The organism is Azospirillum sp. UENF 112521 (genome assembly GCF_058780665.1).
This window is the reverse complement of sequence record NZ_JBSNCI010000002.1, coordinates 325856-341543: the sequence shown is the minus strand read 5'-3', so window position 1 is coordinate 341543 and position 15688 is coordinate 325856. Positions and strand designations below refer to the sequence as shown.

The 15688-nt window shown below is 68.9% G+C and carries 17 protein-coding genes; 5 read left to right on the top strand and 12 right to left on the bottom strand.

Annotation, left to right across the window (positions count from 1 at the left end; genetic code table 11):
• The first annotated feature begins 3 nt into the window (after positions 1-3).
• The gene (locus tag ACWPN8_RS03770; protein WP_492239947.1) at positions 4-876 is read left to right on the top strand and encodes an ABC transporter ATP-binding protein; all 873 of its coding nucleotides are present in this window, start codon (positions 4-6) and stop codon (positions 874-876) included.
• Positions 877-881: 5 nt separating this feature from the next.
• Positions 882-1658, top strand: a complete 777-nt coding sequence (locus tag ACWPN8_RS03765; RefSeq protein WP_492241368.1) for an ABC transporter ATP-binding protein — start codon at positions 882-884, stop codon at positions 1656-1658.
• 22 nt (positions 1659-1680) lie between these two features.
• Here the strand turns inward: ACWPN8_RS03765 and ACWPN8_RS03760 are convergent, their stop codons facing one another.
• From ACWPN8_RS03760 to ACWPN8_RS03750, 3 genes are read right to left on the bottom strand one after another with little or no spacing between them, the layout of a single operon-like run.
• Positions 1681-1926 (bottom strand): helix-turn-helix domain-containing protein, encoded by a 246-nt coding sequence (locus ACWPN8_RS03760; RefSeq protein ID WP_014248848.1) that lies wholly within the window; start codon positions 1924-1926, stop codon positions 1681-1683.
• 31 nt (positions 1927-1957) lie between these two features.
• A complete protein-coding gene (locus ACWPN8_RS03755) occupies positions 1958-2233 on the bottom strand; it encodes a BrnT family toxin (protein ID WP_492239946.1) in 276 nt (91 codons plus the stop codon).
• A 51-nt stretch (positions 2234-2284) separates the two neighbouring features.
• A complete protein-coding gene (locus ACWPN8_RS03750; protein WP_492239945.1) occupies positions 2285-4153 on the bottom strand; it encodes an EAL domain-containing protein in 1869 nt (622 codons plus the stop codon).
• A 614-nt stretch (positions 4154-4767) separates the two neighbouring features.
• On the opposite strand from ACWPN8_RS03750, the gene ACWPN8_RS03745 reads away from it, so the two are divergent.
• Positions 4768-6318, top strand: a complete 1551-nt coding sequence (locus ACWPN8_RS03745; RefSeq protein ID WP_492239944.1) for a helicase HerA domain-containing protein — start codon at positions 4768-4770, stop codon at positions 6316-6318.
• A gap of 5 nt (positions 6319-6323) precedes the next feature.
• On the opposite strand, the gene ACWPN8_RS03740 is transcribed toward ACWPN8_RS03745, so the two are convergent.
• Positions 6324-6860 (bottom strand): hypothetical protein, encoded by a 537-nt coding sequence (locus ACWPN8_RS03740; RefSeq protein ID WP_492239943.1) that lies wholly within the window; start codon positions 6858-6860, stop codon positions 6324-6326.
• Positions 6861-7057: 197 nt separating this feature from the next.
• Here ACWPN8_RS03740 and ACWPN8_RS03735 point away from each other — a divergent pair, with 197 nt between their 5' ends.
• Positions 7058-7951 carry a LysR substrate-binding domain-containing protein gene (locus ACWPN8_RS03735; protein WP_109449595.1) on the top strand — a complete coding sequence of 298 codons (894 nt, stop codon included), beginning with the start codon at positions 7058-7060 and terminating at the stop codon, positions 7949-7951.
• 38 nt (positions 7952-7989) lie between these two features.
• Here the strand turns inward: ACWPN8_RS03735 and ACWPN8_RS03730 are convergent, their stop codons facing one another.
• The gene (locus tag ACWPN8_RS03730) at positions 7990-9015 is read right to left on the bottom strand and encodes a zinc-binding alcohol dehydrogenase family protein (protein ID WP_492239942.1); all 1026 of its coding nucleotides are present in this window, start codon (positions 9013-9015) and stop codon (positions 7990-7992) included.
• Between the two features lie 266 nt (positions 9016-9281).
• Here ACWPN8_RS03730 and ACWPN8_RS03725 point away from each other — a divergent pair, with 266 nt between their 5' ends.
• Positions 9282-9551, top strand: coding sequence for a hypothetical protein (locus ACWPN8_RS03725; RefSeq protein WP_109449597.1), 270 nt, complete (start codon positions 9282-9284; stop codon positions 9549-9551).
• Between the two features lie 20 nt (positions 9552-9571).
• Here the strand turns inward: ACWPN8_RS03725 and ACWPN8_RS03720 are convergent, their stop codons facing one another.
• The 7 genes from ACWPN8_RS03720 to groES all read right to left on the bottom strand — a co-directional run bounded on the left by ACWPN8_RS03720 (position 9572) and on the right by groES (position 15625).
• The gene (locus ACWPN8_RS03720; protein WP_492239941.1) at positions 9572-10093 is read right to left on the bottom strand and encodes a hypothetical protein; all 522 of its coding nucleotides are present in this window, start codon (positions 10091-10093) and stop codon (positions 9572-9574) included.
• The gene (locus ACWPN8_RS03715) at positions 10090-10764 is read right to left on the bottom strand and encodes a hypothetical protein (RefSeq protein ID WP_492239940.1); all 675 of its coding nucleotides are present in this window, start codon (positions 10762-10764) and stop codon (positions 10090-10092) included. The genes ACWPN8_RS03720 and ACWPN8_RS03715 overlap by 4 nt, the downstream gene beginning before the upstream one ends.
• Positions 10765-10937: 173 nt before the next feature.
• Positions 10938-11651 (bottom strand): response regulator transcription factor, encoded by a 714-nt coding sequence (locus ACWPN8_RS03710; protein ID WP_109449601.1) that lies wholly within the window; start codon positions 11649-11651, stop codon positions 10938-10940.
• A gap of 423 nt (positions 11652-12074) precedes the next feature.
• Entirely contained in the window at positions 12075-12992 is a 918-nt protein-coding gene (locus ACWPN8_RS03705; protein WP_109449603.1) for a DMT family transporter, read from the bottom strand.
• Positions 12993-13009: 17 nt separating this feature from the next.
• Positions 13010-13375 carry a hypothetical protein gene (locus tag ACWPN8_RS03700; RefSeq protein WP_492239939.1) on the bottom strand — a complete coding sequence of 122 codons (366 nt, stop codon included), beginning with the start codon at positions 13373-13375 and terminating at the stop codon, positions 13010-13012.
• A gap of 267 nt (positions 13376-13642) precedes the next feature.
• The gene (groL, locus tag ACWPN8_RS03695; protein WP_109449608.1) at positions 13643-15286 is read right to left on the bottom strand and encodes a chaperonin GroEL; all 1644 of its coding nucleotides are present in this window, start codon (positions 15284-15286) and stop codon (positions 13643-13645) included.
• Positions 15287-15334: 48 nt separating this feature from the next.
• The gene (groES, locus tag ACWPN8_RS03690; RefSeq protein WP_042702035.1) at positions 15335-15625 is read right to left on the bottom strand and encodes a co-chaperone GroES; all 291 of its coding nucleotides are present in this window, start codon (positions 15623-15625) and stop codon (positions 15335-15337) included.
• Positions 15626-15688 lie beyond the last annotated feature (63 nt).

Here is a 15688-nt window from a genome sequence, read left to right as displayed (position 1 = left end):
GCCATGGCCGACAACAAGACGGCGCACGACGCCCCCCTGCTGGAGGTCTCCAACCTCCGTGTCGCCTTTCCCACCCGCACCGGCATGGCCGAGGCGGTGCGCGGCGTCTCCTTCTCGCTCGGCCGGGAGAAGCTGGGCATCGTCGGCGAGTCGGGCTCCGGCAAGTCGATGACCGGCCGCTCCATCCTGCGCCTGGTGCCGCCGCCCGGCCGGGTCAGCGCCGACCGGCTGGCCTTCAACGGCGAGGATCTGCTGGCGGCGTCGCCCAGGCGCCTGCGCGAGATCCGCGGCCGGCGCATCGCCATGGTCATGCAGGATCCGAAATACTCGCTGAACCCGGTGATGACCGTCGGCCGCCAGATCGCCGAGGCCTACCGCGTCCACAGCAAGGCCGGCGCCGCCGAGGCGAAGCGCCGCGCGCTGGAGATGCTGGCCGCCGTGCGCATCCGCGACCCGGAGCGGGTCTATGACCGCTACCCGCACGAGGTGTCGGGCGGCATGGGCCAGCGCATCATGATCGCGATGATGCTGATCCCCGACCCCGATTTGCTGATCGCCGACGAGCCGACCTCGGCGCTCGACGTCACCGTGCAGATGCAGGTGCTGGCGATCCTCGACGACCTCTGCTCCCAGCGCGGCATGGGCATGATCTTCGTCAGCCACGACCTGAACCTCGTCGCCTCCTTCTGCGACCGCATCCTGATCATGTATGCCGGCCGGGTGGTGGAGAGCTGCCGCGCGTCGGAACTGCACGCGGCCCAGCACCCCTACACCCGCGGCCTGCTGGCCAGCCTGCCGCGGATCGACGAGCCGCCGGGCGACCTGCCGGTGCTGAGCCGCGATCCAGCTTGGTTGACCGATGGGCGGGGAGCCTGATGACGATGATCGACATCCAGGATTTGCAGGTCCGCTTCGGCCGGGGCGCCGACGCCGTCACCGCGGTGGACGGCGTCACCCTGTCGGTGCGGGAAGGCGAGAGCTTCGGCCTCGTCGGCGAGTCGGGCTCCGGCAAATCGACGGTCCTGCGCGCGGTCAGCGGCCTGAACGACGAGTGGACCGGCCGCATCGCCGTCGCTGGCACGGAACAGGGGCCGAAGCGCCAGACGGGCTTCTACAAGCTCTGCCAGATGGTGTTCCAGGATCCCTACGGCTCGCTGCACCCGCGCCACACGGTGGACCGCATCCTGGCGGAACCCATCGCCATCCATGGGTTGGGCGATGCCGATGCCCGCATCGACCGGGTGCTGCGCGATGTCGGGCTCGGCCCCGCCTTCCGCTTCCGCTACCCCCACCAGCTGTCGGGCGGCCAGCGCCAGCGCGTCGCCATCGCCCGCGCCCTGGTGCTGGAACCCCGGGTCCTGCTGCTCGACGAACCGACCTCGGCGCTCGACGTGTCGGTGCAGGCGGAGATCCTGAACCTGCTGCGCCGGCTGCGGGCGGAGCATGGCCTGACCCTGGTGCTGGTAACCCACAACCTCGCCGTCGTCGCCAACCTGTGCGACCGGCTGGCGGTGATGAACCGCGGCCGTCTGGTCGAGGAGATGAGCGTCGAGGAGTTGCGCCGCGGTGCCGCGCGCCAGCCCTACACGTTGCAGCTCCTGCGTGCCAGCCAGGGCTACGACCGCGCGACGGCGGAGAGCTTCCGGGATTATGCGTGAGAGGGCGCCCTCCGCTTCGCACTCACTCGGCCGCCAGAACCTGGGCGACCATGTCCGGCTGTTTTTCGATGACGCGCAGGTAGGACGCGACGGCGGCATCAGGCTCCCGCCGCCCCTGCTCCCACTCCTGCAAGGTGCGCAGCGGAATGCCGAAGCGCTCGGCGAAGGCTTCCTGCGACAGACCGGTCGAACGACGGACCCGCTTCGCCAGAGGCGGATGCCTCATGGCGGCAAGTTGCTCGTCGGTGAAAGTTTCGTGGTCGCTCATCGGGATCACCTTGGGTCTAGGATGCCGTTGCTCAAGCGTTGGCCTTGAAATAGTGGGCTGCTTCGCGTTTGTCGGCCTCCCGCACGGAAATGAATTTTACCCCCTCCGCACGTTCAGTATAGGTGACGGCGTAGACCTTGCCTTTGACCATGCCCAGCGCGTTGAAGCGCTCCTCGCCATAATCCATGGACAGATCGAGAGCTTCGATCAGATCGCGGTCACGAAGGACCTCGGCCCCAAAGGACAGGTCCAAGCCGTGCTTGCGGCGATTGAGCAGGTTCTTGACTGGATCGAAAGGCTCGCCCATGGAAACCAATACTACGTCATTGACGGAGTTTGCACCAGGGGGGATGTCACTTCAACCCAGCCGCACCACGAACAGCTTGTCCTCCGCCCCCTTGGCGGCGGACTTGTGATCGGCGATGGCGGCGTTGATGGCGTCGGGGGTCAGCCCATCGCTGCCGGGTGGGATCACCACGGCGACCCCGCTGGCCGCCAGCAGCGGGAAGCGCCGCACGGCGCCATAGCGGTCCTTCGCCAGGAAGCCGCCGCTGACCCTGGTTTCGGCGTCGTACAGGCTTTCGGCGTCGGAGCGGAACAGGGCCAGCAATTCCGCCAGCCGGGCAAGCACCTCGCACTCCGCGCCGCCGCTGACGCCCAGGAAGAAGTCGTCGCCGCCGATATGGCCGGCGAAGGCGTCGGCGTCGATGGCCGCCCCGGCGCTGCCGGCCCAGGCCTTCAGCCGCTCGCTGAACATCAGGATGGCGCGGTCGCCCTGGCGGAAGCCGAAATTGTCGTTGAAGGGCTTGAAGTTGTCGAAATCCAGATAGGCCAGCACATGGCCGCGGCCAGGGTCGGCCAGCGCCCCTTCGATGTGGCGCAGGATCGCCGCATTGCCCGGCAGCCGGGTCAGCGGGTTCTGGTCGGTCGCCATCGCCAGGTTGCGCTCATGCACCAGCCGCAGCAGCGCACCGCTCGACAGCACGCCGGCATAGGCGCCGCCCTCGACGATGACGATGCCGTCGGCCGCCGACTCGGTGGAGAAGGCCTCGATCACCCGGTCCAGCGGGGTGGAGATGTCGCAGACCGGCGAGCGGATGACCAGATCGTCCAGCCGGTCGCCCAGGCCGCGGTTGCGCAGCAGTTCGCCGCCGAAGCGCGAATAGACGAAGCGCTTCAGGTCGCGCTCGCGGATCAGGCCGAGCGGCCGGTCATGCTCGTCGATGATCGGTGCGATGGCGGCGCTGCCGTCGCGGCGGAAATAGTCCAGCAGCTCGGTCTTGCGCGAGTCGACCCGCAGCGGCGGCAGCCGTTCGATCACCTCCGACAGGCGGCGGTGCGACTCGCTGGGCTGGCGGCGGTCCTTGCGGTTCAGATCCTCGACCACCGGATAGCGGTTGGGCAGGGCGGCCAGATCGACGCGCGGCCGGGCGATCAGGAAGCCCTGGGCGAAGTCGCAGCCCAAATCCCGGCAGGTGTAGAACTCGGTGACGGTCTCCACCCCCTCCGCCACGATCTGGATGCCCAGCGCATGGGCATGGCCGGCCAGCGCCGCCACCAGCGCCCGCTTGCGCGCGTCCGCATCGATGCCAGCGATGAAGAAGCGGTCAATCTTCACATAATCGGGCCGCGCCTCGTACAGCGTGCGCAGCCCGGAATGCCCGACACCGAAATCGTCGATGGCGATGCCGGCCCCGCTCTGGCGGAAACGGTCGACCGCCGCGTCCACCGCGACGCCGCTGGGCACCGGGCGGCTTTCCGACAGCTCCAGCACGATGCCGCTGTTGCGCAAGGCGGCAGGGTCGCGGGCAAGCCAGGGCGCGTCGGGACGGCCGATCAGCCGGGCGTCCAGGTTCAGGAACAGCTTTGCCTCGTTCCAGCCCGGCAACGCGCGATAAGCGGCGACCGCCTTGGCATGCAGCGCGGTTTCCACCGTCGCCAGCAGGCCGGCGGCCTCGGCGGCGTCCAGCAGCTCGCCCGCGTTGGCGAAGCCGGTGCGCTCGAAGCCGCGCAGCAGCGCCTCATAGCCATGGCAGCGGCCGGAGCGCAACTGGACGATGGGCTGGAAGGCATAGCGCAGGGATCCCACCGCCGAGGCCCAATCGAACGATGCGGCATCATCGTCAGCGGAGCGGACGGCGTCCCAGCCCGCGCCATAGGAGTCGGCACGGTCGCTGTCCGGCCTTGCGGTTTTGGCTCCGGCTTTTGTGGTGGTCAGCACAGTCATCGCTCGGTCCGCCAGCGCCGATCGCGCATGGGGTCGGCATCCGCTTGTAACAGAGCTTGTTTGCGGTTTCATGACCGAAGGGTCACGTTGTTGTGCAACGCGATTACCTGCCTGAGAGGCGGGAGCCGGATCGGACCGGAAACTCTGGTTGATCAGATCCACTCACGCACACGGTGCGGTGGAATGCCGGTTACCCGCTCCACCCGCCATCGCTATGCATGCAATGGTGGGAACCGGGCGGCGGAGTGGCCACCGCCCGCGTCCCACCTACCGGGGAGCACTGAGTGGAAAAAGCACTCGTACTCCTGGTCCTGGTGCTTCAGTTGATCAAGGCGATCCTCGATCTGCTGAAGTAACCGGACCGGACAGGAGGGTGCGGTTGGCGCCGCACCCTCCTGTCCGCAAGAATATGGTCAAGCCGCCCTCTGCCGCAAGATCCAGCCCACCACCGGAGCGCTCATCCGCACCGCTCCGGCTCAATCGGCCGGAGAATGATCGCCCGGCCCCGGCCGGCTTGTCCCGAATCGAATCCTCGTATCGCCGCGCCCGCCTGCGCTATAGGAAGGCCCCCTCTTTCAGAGTGGCGGTTCGGGTTTGAGCGGGAGGCGAGCGGGATGAAGGTCGGCATCGACATGGGGGCGACGAACGCGGGCAGCGCCGCGACTCTCGACCTGGAGGAGTTGCTGGCGACCCGTCTGCTGGTTCAGGGCAATTCCGGTTCCGGCAAGTCGCACCTGCTGCGCCGGCTGATCGAACAGAGCGCCCCATGGGTGCAGCAGGCGGTGATCGACCCGGAGGGCGACTTCGTCACGCTGGCCGAACGGTTCGGCCATGTGGTGGTGGAGGCCGACGCGCACAGCGAGGCAGCATTGCAATCCGTCGCCGCCCGCGTGCGCCAGCACCGCGTCTCCGTCGTCCTGAACCTGGAAGGGCTGGACGCGGAAATGCAGATGCGCCATGCCGCCGCCTTCCTCGGCGGGCTGTTCGATGCCGACCGCGATTTCTGGTACCCGATGCTGGTGGTGGTGGACGAGGCGCAGCTGTTCGCCCCGTCCGCCGCCGGTGAGGTGTCGGACGAGGCGCGCAAGGTCTCGCTCGGCGCCATGACCAACCTGATGTGCCGCGGGCGCAAGCGCGGGCTGGCCGGGGTGATCGCCACCCAGCGCCTGGCGAAGCTGGCGAAGAACGTCGCGGCCGAGGCGTCGAACTTCCTGATGGGCCGCACCTTCCTCGACATCGACATGGCGCGCGCCGCCGACCTCTTGGGCATGGAGCGCCGGCAGGCGGAGATGTTCCGCGATCTGGAGCGCGGGCATTTCATCGCGCTCGGCCCCGCCTTGTCGCGCCGGCCGCTGCCGCTGCGCATCGGCGCGGTGGAAACGCAGGGCCGCACCGGCAGCCCGACGCTGATGCCGCCGCCCACCACCCCGGTGGAGGACGCCCGCGACCTGATCTTCACCACCACCGGGCCGGAGCCGCCGCGCTACGTGCGCCGCCCCTCCACCTCGGCCAGCGCCGACCTGATGGCACAGCTGGCGCGCGGCCGCGCGGCCGCCCCGCCGCCGCCCGACGACAGCGCCGCCGAACAGCCGGCGCTGCTGCCGCTGGAGCCCGTGGAAACGCCGGAGCAGGCCGCCGAACGCGAGGCCCAGTACGGCGAGGTGCTGACCGAGGTTCTGGCCGATCCGGAGGCGCCCTACCGCTCGCTCGCCGTCCTGTACCAGGATTTCCTGGTGCGCTGCCGCGGCCGCGGGGTCGATGGCGACCGCTTGGCCCTGCCCGCCTTCCGCCGCCGTCTGGCGACCGCCCGCGCCGGGGCCGGCAGCGGCGACGATCCCGCCTGGCAGCGGGCGACGGAGGTCGCCGCGACGTTGGCGGAGGACATCCAGCCGGTCTTCCTGCTGCTGGCCCGCGCCGCCCTCGACCACGCCCCCTGCCCATCCGACGCCGACGTGGCGCGTGCCTGCGGCAGCCGGTCGAAGGGGCGGGGTCGCCGCCTGCTGACCTATATGGAACAGCGCGGCTTCATCGCCAGCCGCAGCGGCCTGGGCAACACCCGCGCCATCGCCCTGCCGGCGCTGGGCTGGGAAACCGCGCTGGGCGACCCCAACGCCGACGATGCCGCCGACGCCGCCGACGAGGGCGGGCTGTTCGCGGCGGGGTGAGCCCCTCAGCTTCCGGCGGTGGGCGCACTCACCGGCTTGCCGGGCTGGCCCCAGCTGGCGACGAAGTCGTTCACGCCGGGGACCGCCATCATGTGCGAGTCCTTGACGTAGACGAAGCGCTTCGGCCCGAAGCCGTATTCGGTCATCGTGATGCCGGCGGAGCGGCAGCGCTGATACTCGGCCGCGCCGATCGGGCGGTCGGAGGCCACCATGTCGGGATGGTCCAGCCCGACGCCGCCGCAGAAGGCGCGGAAGCCGGAGACGGTGCCGCGGGCGTCGAGATGCGGCTTGGTGTCGGGACCGCCGGTGTATTTGGCGGCGGCCTGATCGACGGTGCCGCGCAGGGCCGGGCTGCCGACGATCCAGATGCCGCGGGCTTCCGGCGGCGGCTTGGGCACGGCCGGCGGCGGAAGGGCGGCGGTCTGTTGCGGCGGCGGCGTGAGGCCCGGCATCTGGCAGCCGGCCAGCGAAGCCGCAGCGGCAAGTGCGAGGGCCAGATGTTTGAAAGCCACTCTGCCGGCCGGAGCGGAAAAACGGGTCATCGGGCGTCTCTCTCCTCAAGGATCGTCAGGCCGCCGGGCGGCAAGGCCCGGAGGGCTCTGACAATGAGAACGCCCCCGGCCCGCTTCAACGGCACGCCCGCCATATGCCGATTGCCGTGTCCCGATGCGCCGCTCGCCATCCATGAGCATTTCCGATAGGATGGCAGGAAACGATCACCATATGGAATGCATTGCCGATGTCCCTGCCCGACCTGGAGATCGACGCGCTGCGGGCCTTCGTCACCGTGGCGGAGGCCGGCGGCTTCACCGCGGCGGCGGAGCGGCTGGGCCGCACCCAGTCGGCGATCAGCGTCAAGATCAAGAAGCTGGAGGACATGCTCGGCCGCCGGGTGTTCGAGCGCACCAGCCGGTCGCTGGCGCTGACCCATGACGGCGAGCTGCTGATGGGCTATGCCCGCCGCCTGCTGGATCTGAACGACGAGACTGTGCGCCGTTTCGCCGAACCGGCGGCGGAGGGCGAGCTTCGGCTGGGCGTGGCCGAATATTTCCTCTCCGACCACCTGCCCCATGTGCTGCGCCGCTTTACGAAGCTGCACCCTCGCCTGCACATCGACGTCCGGGTGGGCATGTGCAGCGATCTGGTCTCGGCCCTGGACACTGGCGAACTGGACCTCGTCATCTCCCGCCGCGATGCCGGCGACACCCGCGGCCGGGCCATCTGGACCGAGCCGATGCGCTGGATCGCCGCCCCCGGGCTGGAGATCCCGGACGACGGCCCGCTGCCCTTCTGCGCCCTGCCGGCGCCCTGCGTCTTCCGCAACCGTGGACTGGCGGCGCTGGGCGAGACCGGACGGTCCTGGCGGGTGGTCTATACCAGCGCCAGCGTCATGGGGGTGCAGGCCGCCGTCCGCGCCGGGCTGGGGGTGGCGGTGCTCAGCGACTCCTCGGTGCCCGACGGCGTGCGCCGGCTGGGGGTGGAGGACGGTCTTCCCGAACTGGGCGACGTCGAAATGGCGATCTTCGGCGAGACGCCGCGCAACCGCCGCCTCGCCGAACCGCTGGTCGGCTTCATCGTCGAAAGCCTGGCGGCGATGCGCCCGGCCCGCCCGCCGCTCGCCCTGGCCGGCTGAAAAGACCGGGCAAGCGCGGACAGGCCGGAAGACGCTGATCAGAAGCCTTCCAGCACCACCTTGCCGCGGGCCTTGCCGGATTCGATCAGGGCATGGGCCTTGCGCAGGGTGGCGGCATCGATGCGGCCCAGCGTCTCGGTCAGGGTGGTGCGCAGCGTGCCGGCATCGACCAGCCGCGACACTTCGGTCAGCAGCTCGTGCTGGGCGATCATGTCGTCGGTCTGGAACAGCGGCCGGGTGAACATCAGCTCCCAGTGCAGCGAGACGCTCTTGCGCTTCAGCAGGCGGACGTCGATGGGCTCCGGATCGTCGATCAGGCCGATATGGCCCTGCGGCGCCACCAGCTCGACCAGATCCTGGAAATGGCGGTCGGTCGCATTGGTGGAAAAGACGTAATCGACGCCGGCCAGTCCCAGCGCCTTCACCTGTTCCGCCATCGGCCGGCTGTGGTCGATCACGTCATGGGCGCCAAGCTCGCGCACCCAGTCGGCGGTCTCCGGACGCGACGCGGTGGCCAGCACCCGCACCCCGCTCAGCCGGCGGGCCAGCTGGATGGCGATGGAGCCGACGCCGCCGGCCCCGCCGACGATCAGCAGCGACTTGCCCTCGCCGCCATTTTTCCCGTCGCCCTCGCGCGGCAGGCCCAGCCGGTGGAACAGCATCTCCCAGGCGGTGATGGCGGTCAGCGGCAGGGCGGCGGTCTCGGCGACGCTCAGGCTGGCCGGGCGGGCGCCGACGATGCGCTCGTCGACCAGATGATATTCGCTGTTGGTGCCGGGCCGGTCGATGGAGCCGGCATAGAACACCGCGTCGCCGGCACGGAAGAGGGTCACCTCCGGCCCGACCGCCTCGACGATGCCGGCGGCATCGAAGCCCAGGACGCGCAGCTCGCCTTCGGTCGGCAAGGCGTTGCGGCGGACCTTGGTGTCCACCGGGTTGACCGACACCGCCTCCACCCGGACCAGCAGGTCGCGGCCGGTGGGGGTCGGGCGGTCGATCTCGACGTCGATCAGCGCGCCGGCATCGGCGATGGGCAGGGACTTGCGGAAACCAACGGCTTTCATGGCGGCCTCGTCTTCTGAATGGGTCTTCTGAATGGGTCTTCTGAATTGGGAAGACGTCGGGACACAGGATGGCGCCGCCGCCCCGATATGTGAAATTCATAGTTCTTCTTTCATCCATCGGATTCCGGGATGGACGAGGCATCGGCCGAACGGCTTCAAAATCATGACGCCAAAGAGGTATGGAATAGCCGGCCGGGCTGCGGTGTTCGTACAGATGACCGGTTTCACCGCCGAAGCCGGTCCGTCGTCAGACAGGAAGCACGGCCATGCCAACCAATCGTCTCCGCATCCTGACCGCCCTGCTCCTGGCTGCGGGGGGTGCCGCCCTGACCGGCTGCGTCGCCTACGATCCCTATTATCCCGCCTACAGCGAGCCGGTGGTGGTTCCGCCGCCGACCGTCTATGCCGTGCCGCCGCCGGTGGTGGTCGGGCCGGGCTATTACCGCCGCCCCTGGCACGACCATTGGCACGGCGACCGCGGCTGGGGCCCGGGACGTGGATGGGGCCCCGGCAGGGGACCGCGCGGCTGGCGCTGAGCCGGGGACGCCGACGGACCTCAGACGGCGTTGGCCGGCAGGCCGTCGCCGCAGTTGCGCAGAACCAGCACGGTGTGGTCGTCGTCGCTCACCGCACCGTCGCGCAGCAGGACCAGCGCCGCCAGCGTCGGCTCGACCCGGTGCAGGTCGCGGTGGATGAACAGGGCGGGCAGCCGGGCACACCCGCCGGTGTAGAGCACGACATGCTCCCCCGCTGCCCAGCGCAGATGGACCGAGGCGGGGGCCAGCGGATTGAAGCCGATCATCGCCCAGCGGGCGCCGAGCGCCGTGATCTCCTGCCGGCGCACCACCGCCCCGGCCAGGGTGCCGAGCGCCGTATAATCCACCGCACCGGCGTCGAAGCGCAGGACCGCGGCGGCCGACCGCCCGATCCGCGTCAGGGTCCGGTCGTGGGACAGCCCCAGTTCGGGCCGCCCCTTCAGGTCGCGCCGGATGGCGTTGACCACGACGGGAGCCGGCAGCCCCGGAACCGTGGCGGCGACCACCGCCTCCATCTGCCGCAGCACGGCGGGCGTCATCATTGTGGGGGGGGAATTTGCGTGGCACCTTGCCCCTTGCCCTCCTCCGCACTGGAACCGGCATCGGTCTTGACGGGGGGCTCGGCGGGACCGGCATCGGCGGCCGTGTCGCCGTCGACCATCAGGGCGATGCCGCAGGGGCCGTCACCGCCACGGGCGGGGGCACAGCTGACGAACCAATGGTCGATGAAGGGACCGCCGCGCGCGGCGTCGCCGCCGCTCCGCTCGACCGTCACCGCCCCGGCCTGGGCCAGGGCGTCGGCCGGCGGGGCATCGTCCGCACCCGGCCGCAGGACACGGGCCAGCAGCGCGAGCCCGATGCCCGGCGTGGCATGAACATGGAACCGGTCGGCCTCGCCGCGAACGGACTCCAACACCGCGTCAAGCGCGGGGAGACCACCGTCCGGCGTTGACGGGGTCAGCGCGGCGGTGGCGGGATCGCGGTCGTAGGCCAGGCATTCGACGCCGGCCCCGCTGCGCATCCGGGCAATCAGGATGGTCCCGTCCGGCCGGCCAAGAGCATGGTCGGCCACCATGGTCACCAGCCGGTCCAGCCGGGCCGCCTCGTCCACCGGCAGCACCCCGTCGGCCCGTTCCGCCGCGATCCGACGCGCCGTGGCGATGTCGTCGGGCGACGCCACGGCGATGCGACGGTGACCATGATCGGGGAACATAGAACCGCTCCTGTCAGCGCTCTGGTTGCTCTTCCCCGGAACTTTACAATCCTCTTCCGGTCAAGCCCACGGAAAGCACTCGCCGGCCTTCAATTTTCGACCGGCCGTGTCCGAAGGAGCCGCAATCCGGCAAGGACGGCAACCCGCACAAGACAGCCCCGGGGATGGCGGCATCAGGATGCCGCCGCCTCCATCAGTGCGGCCGGGGCCGGCTGGCGGATCGACATGGGATGCGGCAGGTCACGGGCGCGCAGAATTTCCGCCGACTCCCAGAGACGCCCCAGGCCGACGATGGAGCGGCAGCCGGTCTTTTCCATGATGCGGGCGCGGTGGACCTCCACCGTCTTGATGCTGATGCCCAGCTCCCAGGCAATGGTCTTGCTCTGCTTGCCGTCGACGATCAGTTCCAGAACCTCCGACTCGCGGCGGCTCAGCAGGGCGAGCCGGCGGACAGCGTCGCGGCTGCGGTCGCGCTGCTGGGCATGCGGGCTGCCGGACGCCAGGCAGGCGCGCAGCCGCTCCAGGAAGGCCGGGATGGCGAAGGGGCGGGCGATGCAGTCGACCGCGCCGGCCTTCATCGCGGCGACGGCGGCGTCGACGTCGCCCTGCTCGGTCATCACCAGGACCGGCAGGTCGTGGCCGTGCAGCGAGGCCTCGGCCATGAACTCCATGGCGGTCATGTCCGGCAGGTCGCTGCGCAGGACGATGCAGGAGGACCCGGTGCCCAGCACGGCCAGCGCATCGGCGGCGGTGCTGTGGACACGGCAGGCGATGCCGACCGCGCCCAGCGCCCGCGAAAGCGTGCTGCGCGACATCAGGTCGCCATCGACGATGTGAACGAGGCAGGTGGTTTGCGGATAGGCGGGCGCGGAAATTTGCAGGGGCATCTTGGGACCTCCACCACATCGGGCCGGCGAACAGCGCCGGCTCTCCATAACGGTCGATCCGTGTCCGAACCGCCGCCATGACCGACATTTTAGCGGTCATCCCTTATTGACCGCTGCAATCGCGAGGGATAGCGGACCTGTCTAAAAGGATACCAGGGATACTACACCGGCGAAAACTCAAACAAGAACGCCGATCAATGCGCTATCCCACGGGACACCCCGAAACCAGACGGCGAACACCGCAAGTATTTTCGCAAACTCCATACCCGGACGACCTATCCGCCGGCAGGAAACGCCGGCCAAACTTTATCACAAGACAAGAAAAGCCATCCAGTTGGTTTGTTGTGACCGCCGGGTTCAAAAATTATCTTCGCACGGATTTAACGTTCCGCGCGGCTTCCCCGGCCGCAACCCTGTGGCCGCTCAGGCCCGGCGGCGGGTCGCCAGGAGGATGCCGGCGGCGATCAAAGCGATGCCGACCCCATGATAGAGGTGCGGCTGCTCGCCCAGGAACAGGATGGCCAGCAGGCTGCCGAAGACCGGCACCAGATGGATGGCGAGGCCGGCGGTGTTGGGGCCGAGAAGCTCCACCGCCCGGTTGAAGCAGAGATAGGCGGCGATGGACGGGAACAGCACGGTGTAGCCGACCGCCAGCAGCGTGATGCCGCTGGCCTGGACCGGATGGCCGCCCAGGCTCTCCCAGACATAGAAAGGCAGCAGTTCCACCGCGCCGATGGCGAAGGTGACGACGACGAAGCTCAGCCCGTGGATCGCCGGCCGGCGGCGCAGCAGCGTGGTGTAGGCGGCATAGATCACCACAGCCGCCAGCATCCAGACGTCGCCGGCATTCAACTCCAGCCCCAGCAGGGTTCCCGGATCGCCGTGCGAGATCAGGGTCATCGCGCCGACCAGCGAGACGGCGATCCCCACCCCCTGCATCGCCCCGATCCGGTCGCGGAACAGGACGAGGCTCATCAGCACGATCATCACCGGCATCGACGACTGCAGCATCACGCAGTTCAGCGCGGTCGTCGTGTTGAGCGCGATGTACTGGAAGGTGTTGTAGATGCCGATGCCGAGCGTGCCCAGCAGCAGCACGCTCTTCCACCGCGCCAGGATCGGCGTGATGTCGTGGCGCAGATGCGGCCAGGCGAAGGGCAGCACCACCAGCATGCCCAGGAACCAGCGCCAGAAGGCCAGCCCGATGGGCGGCACCGACCCGGCGACCGCACGCCCCAGGACCGCGTTGCCCGCCCAGAACAGGGGCGGCAGCATCATCAGCAGCCAGGCCTGATCGGCGAGACGGGATCCCTTGACGGAGGCGGTGCGGTCGGCGGGCATGGCGCTGTCCCGTGCGTTCAGCTGCGGCGGCGAGGCGAGGCGAAGACGCTCGCCGCGGTCACGGCGGCGCTGCGGTCGCCGCTGTCCTCGGCGCGGAAGACGCTTGCGCGGGGTTCGCGGCGGGGATGGCGCGGCGCATCGTCACGGCCTTCACCGCGGCCCTCGCCACGGCCTTCGCGGCCTTCGCGGGCAGGCTTGGCGGGCTGGCGCATCTCGGCGTCGAGTTCGGCGATGCGCTTGACCAATGCTTCACGGATGGCGGGGGCCGCGTGGGCTTTCAGCGTCGCCAGCTGCTCCTTGAGCTGAACCAGCTGACGCTGCTTCTGCTCGCGGGTGCGCTTGATGGCGACGTTGTCGGAATGCTGGCCCTCGAAGGAGCGCATGGAACAGGCCCTCGTTTTAAAATACGGAAGTCAGGAGGCCGGCGCCCCACGCTGGGGTGCCCGGCAAGAGAGGGGCGGATTATTGGGAGGCGACCGCGGCAAAGCAAGGCGGACTTCACCTTGACTTTTCAGGATGGCGGGATGTCACGGCCAGGGGTGGGGGCAGGGTGGAACTCCGGCTCCCTTCCGGTCATCCGGCCAAAGAAAAGGGCGCCCCCTTGCGGAGGCGCCCCTTTCCGAACCGAAGAACGGTCGAACGATAGGCTATTAGAAGCCCATGTCGTCCATGCCGCCCATGCCGCCCGGCATGCCGCCCGGAGCAGCCTTCTTCTCCGGCTTCTCGGCGATCATCGCCTCGGTGGTGATCAGCAGGCCGGCGATCGAGGCCGCATCCTGCAGGGCGGTGCGAACCACCTTCACCGGGTCGATGATGCCGGCGGCGACCAGATCGGTGAACTCACCCTTCTGGGCGTCGTAGCCGAAGTTGGTGTCGTTCTGGTCGAGCAGCTTGCCGACCACGATCGAACCGTCGGTGCCCGCGTTGTAGGCGATCTGACGGACCGGGGCCTGCAGGGCGCGACGGATGATGTCGATGCCGACGCGCTGCTCGTCGTTGACCGGGGTCAGGGCGTCCAGGGCCTTGGAGGCGTACAGCAGGGCGGTGCCGCCGCCGGCGACCACACCCTCTTCCACCGCGGCGCGGGTGGCGTGCATCGCGTCGTCAACGCGATCCTTGCGCTCCTTCACCTCGACCTCGGTCGCACCGCCGACGCGGATGACGGCGACGCCACCGGCCAGCTTGGCCAGACGCTCCTGCAGCTTCTCGCGGTCGTAGTCCGAGGTGGTCTCCTCGGCCTGGGCGCGGATCTGGCCGCAACGGGCTTCGATGTCGGCCTTGTCGCCGGCGCCGTCGACGATGGTGGTGGTCTCCTTGGAGATCACGACCTTCTTGGCGGTGCCCAGCATGTCGAGCGTGACGTTCTCGAGCTTGATGCCGAGGTCTTCGGAGATGACCTGGCCGCCGGTCAGGATGGCCATGTCCTCCAGCATCGCCTTGCGGCGGTCGCCGAAGCCCGGAGCCTTGACGGCGGCGATCTTCAGGCCGCCGCGCAGCTTGTTCACGACGAGCGTGGCCAGCGCCTCACCCTCGATGTCCTCGGCGATGATCAGCAGCGGACGCGAGGACTGGACGACGGCTTCCAGAACCGGCAGCAGCGGCTGCAGGCCCGACAGCTTCTTCTCGTGCAGCAGGATGAAGGGGCTCTCGAGATCCGCGACCATCTTGTCGGCGTTGGTCACGAAGTACGGCGACAGGTAGCCGCGGTCGAACTGCATGCCCTCGACGACGTCCAGCTCGGTGTCCAGGCTCTTGGCCTCTTCCACCGTGATGACGCCCTCGTTGCCGACGCGCTCCATCGCCTGGGCGATCATCTTGCCGATCTCGGCTTCGCCGTTGGCGGAGATGGTGCCGACCTGGGCGATCTCGTCGTTGGTCGTGACCTTCTTGGCGCGGGCCTGGATGTCGGCGACGACGGTCGAGACGGCCAGATCGATGCCGCGCTTCAGGTCCATCGGGTTCAGGCCGGCGGCGACCTTGGTCACGCCTTCGCGGACGATGGCCTGGGCCAGGACGGTGGCGGTGGTGGTGCCGTCACCGGCCAGATCGTTGGTCTTCGAGGCGACCTCGCGGACCATCTGGGCGCCCATGTTCTCGAACTTGTCGGCCAGCTCGATTTCCTTGGCGACCGACACGCCGTCCTTGGTGATGCGCGGAGCGCCGAAGGACTTCTCGATCACGACGTTGCGGCCCTTCGGGCCCAGCGTGACCTTCACGGCGTCGGCGAGGATGTCAACGCCACGCAGCAGCTTTTCGCGCGCGGAGGGGCCGAACTTGACGTCTTTGGCAGCCATGTCTCGATTCCTTTAACGTGTAAATTTCGAAGGGTACGGGCGGAGGACTTAGGCCTCGATGACGCCCATGATGTCGGATTCCTTCATGATCAGGTAATCGACGCCTTCGATCTTCACTTCGGTGCCCGACCACTTGCCGAACAGGATGCGGTCGCCGGCCTTGACGTCCAGCGCCACGACCTTGCCCGACTCGTCACGGGCGCCCGGGCCGACGGCGATGATCTCGCCTTCCTGCGGCTTTTCCTTGGCCGTGTCGGGGATGATGATCCCACCCTTGGTCTTGGTGTCGGACTCCAGACGCTTGACGACGACGCGGTCGTGCAGCGGGCGGAACTTCATGGAATGCCTCCTTGGATCAAGGCTTGGTTCTGACTGACGGAAATTGGCGCGGGCGGCGGCTGT

What these genes read in the sequence shown, in the direction of transcription:
- ACWPN8_RS03770 (WP_492239947.1), top strand. Translation starts at nt 4, where the DNA reads ATGGCCGACAACAAGACGGCGCACGACGCCCCCCTGCTGGAGGTCTCC.
- ACWPN8_RS03765 (WP_492241368.1), top strand. Translation starts at nt 882, where the DNA reads ATGATCGACATCCAGGATTTGCAGGTCCGCTTCGGCCGGGGCGCCGAC.
- ACWPN8_RS03760 (WP_014248848.1), bottom strand. Translation starts at nt 1,926, where the DNA reads ATGAGCGACCACGAAACTTTCACCGACGAGCAACTTGCCGCCATGAGG.
- ACWPN8_RS03755 (WP_492239946.1), bottom strand. Translation starts at nt 2,233, where the DNA reads ATGGGCGAGCCTTTCGATCCAGTCAAGAACCTGCTCAATCGCCGCAAG.
- ACWPN8_RS03750 (WP_492239945.1), bottom strand. Translation starts at nt 4,153, where the DNA reads ATGACTGTGCTGACCACCACAAAAGCCGGAGCCAAAACCGCAAGGCCG.
- ACWPN8_RS03745 (WP_492239944.1), top strand. Translation starts at nt 4,768, where the DNA reads ATGAAGGTCGGCATCGACATGGGGGCGACGAACGCGGGCAGCGCCGCG.
- ACWPN8_RS03740 (WP_492239943.1), bottom strand. Translation starts at nt 6,860, where the DNA reads ATGACCCGTTTTTCCGCTCCGGCCGGCAGAGTGGCTTTCAAACATCTG.
- ACWPN8_RS03735 (WP_109449595.1), top strand. Translation starts at nt 7,058, where the DNA reads ATGTCCCTGCCCGACCTGGAGATCGACGCGCTGCGGGCCTTCGTCACC.
- ACWPN8_RS03730 (WP_492239942.1), bottom strand. Translation starts at nt 9,015, where the DNA reads ATGAAAGCCGTTGGTTTCCGCAAGTCCCTGCCCATCGCCGATGCCGGC.
- ACWPN8_RS03725 (WP_109449597.1), top strand. Translation starts at nt 9,282, where the DNA reads ATGCCAACCAATCGTCTCCGCATCCTGACCGCCCTGCTCCTGGCTGCG.
- ACWPN8_RS03720 (WP_492239941.1), bottom strand. Translation starts at nt 10,093, where the DNA reads ATGATGACGCCCGCCGTGCTGCGGCAGATGGAGGCGGTGGTCGCCGCC.
- ACWPN8_RS03715 (WP_492239940.1), bottom strand. Translation starts at nt 10,764, where the DNA reads ATGTTCCCCGATCATGGTCACCGTCGCATCGCCGTGGCGTCGCCCGAC.
- ACWPN8_RS03710 (WP_109449601.1), bottom strand. Translation starts at nt 11,651, where the DNA reads ATGCCCCTGCAAATTTCCGCGCCCGCCTATCCGCAAACCACCTGCCTC.
- ACWPN8_RS03705 (WP_109449603.1), bottom strand. Translation starts at nt 12,992, where the DNA reads ATGCCCGCCGACCGCACCGCCTCCGTCAAGGGATCCCGTCTCGCCGAT.
- ACWPN8_RS03700 (WP_492239939.1), bottom strand. Translation starts at nt 13,375, where the DNA reads ATGCGCTCCTTCGAGGGCCAGCATTCCGACAACGTCGCCATCAAGCGC.
- groL (WP_109449608.1), bottom strand. Translation starts at nt 15,286, where the DNA reads ATGGCTGCCAAAGACGTCAAGTTCGGCCCCTCCGCGCGCGAAAAGCTG.
- groES (WP_042702035.1), bottom strand. Translation starts at nt 15,625, where the DNA reads ATGAAGTTCCGCCCGCTGCACGACCGCGTCGTCGTCAAGCGTCTGGAG.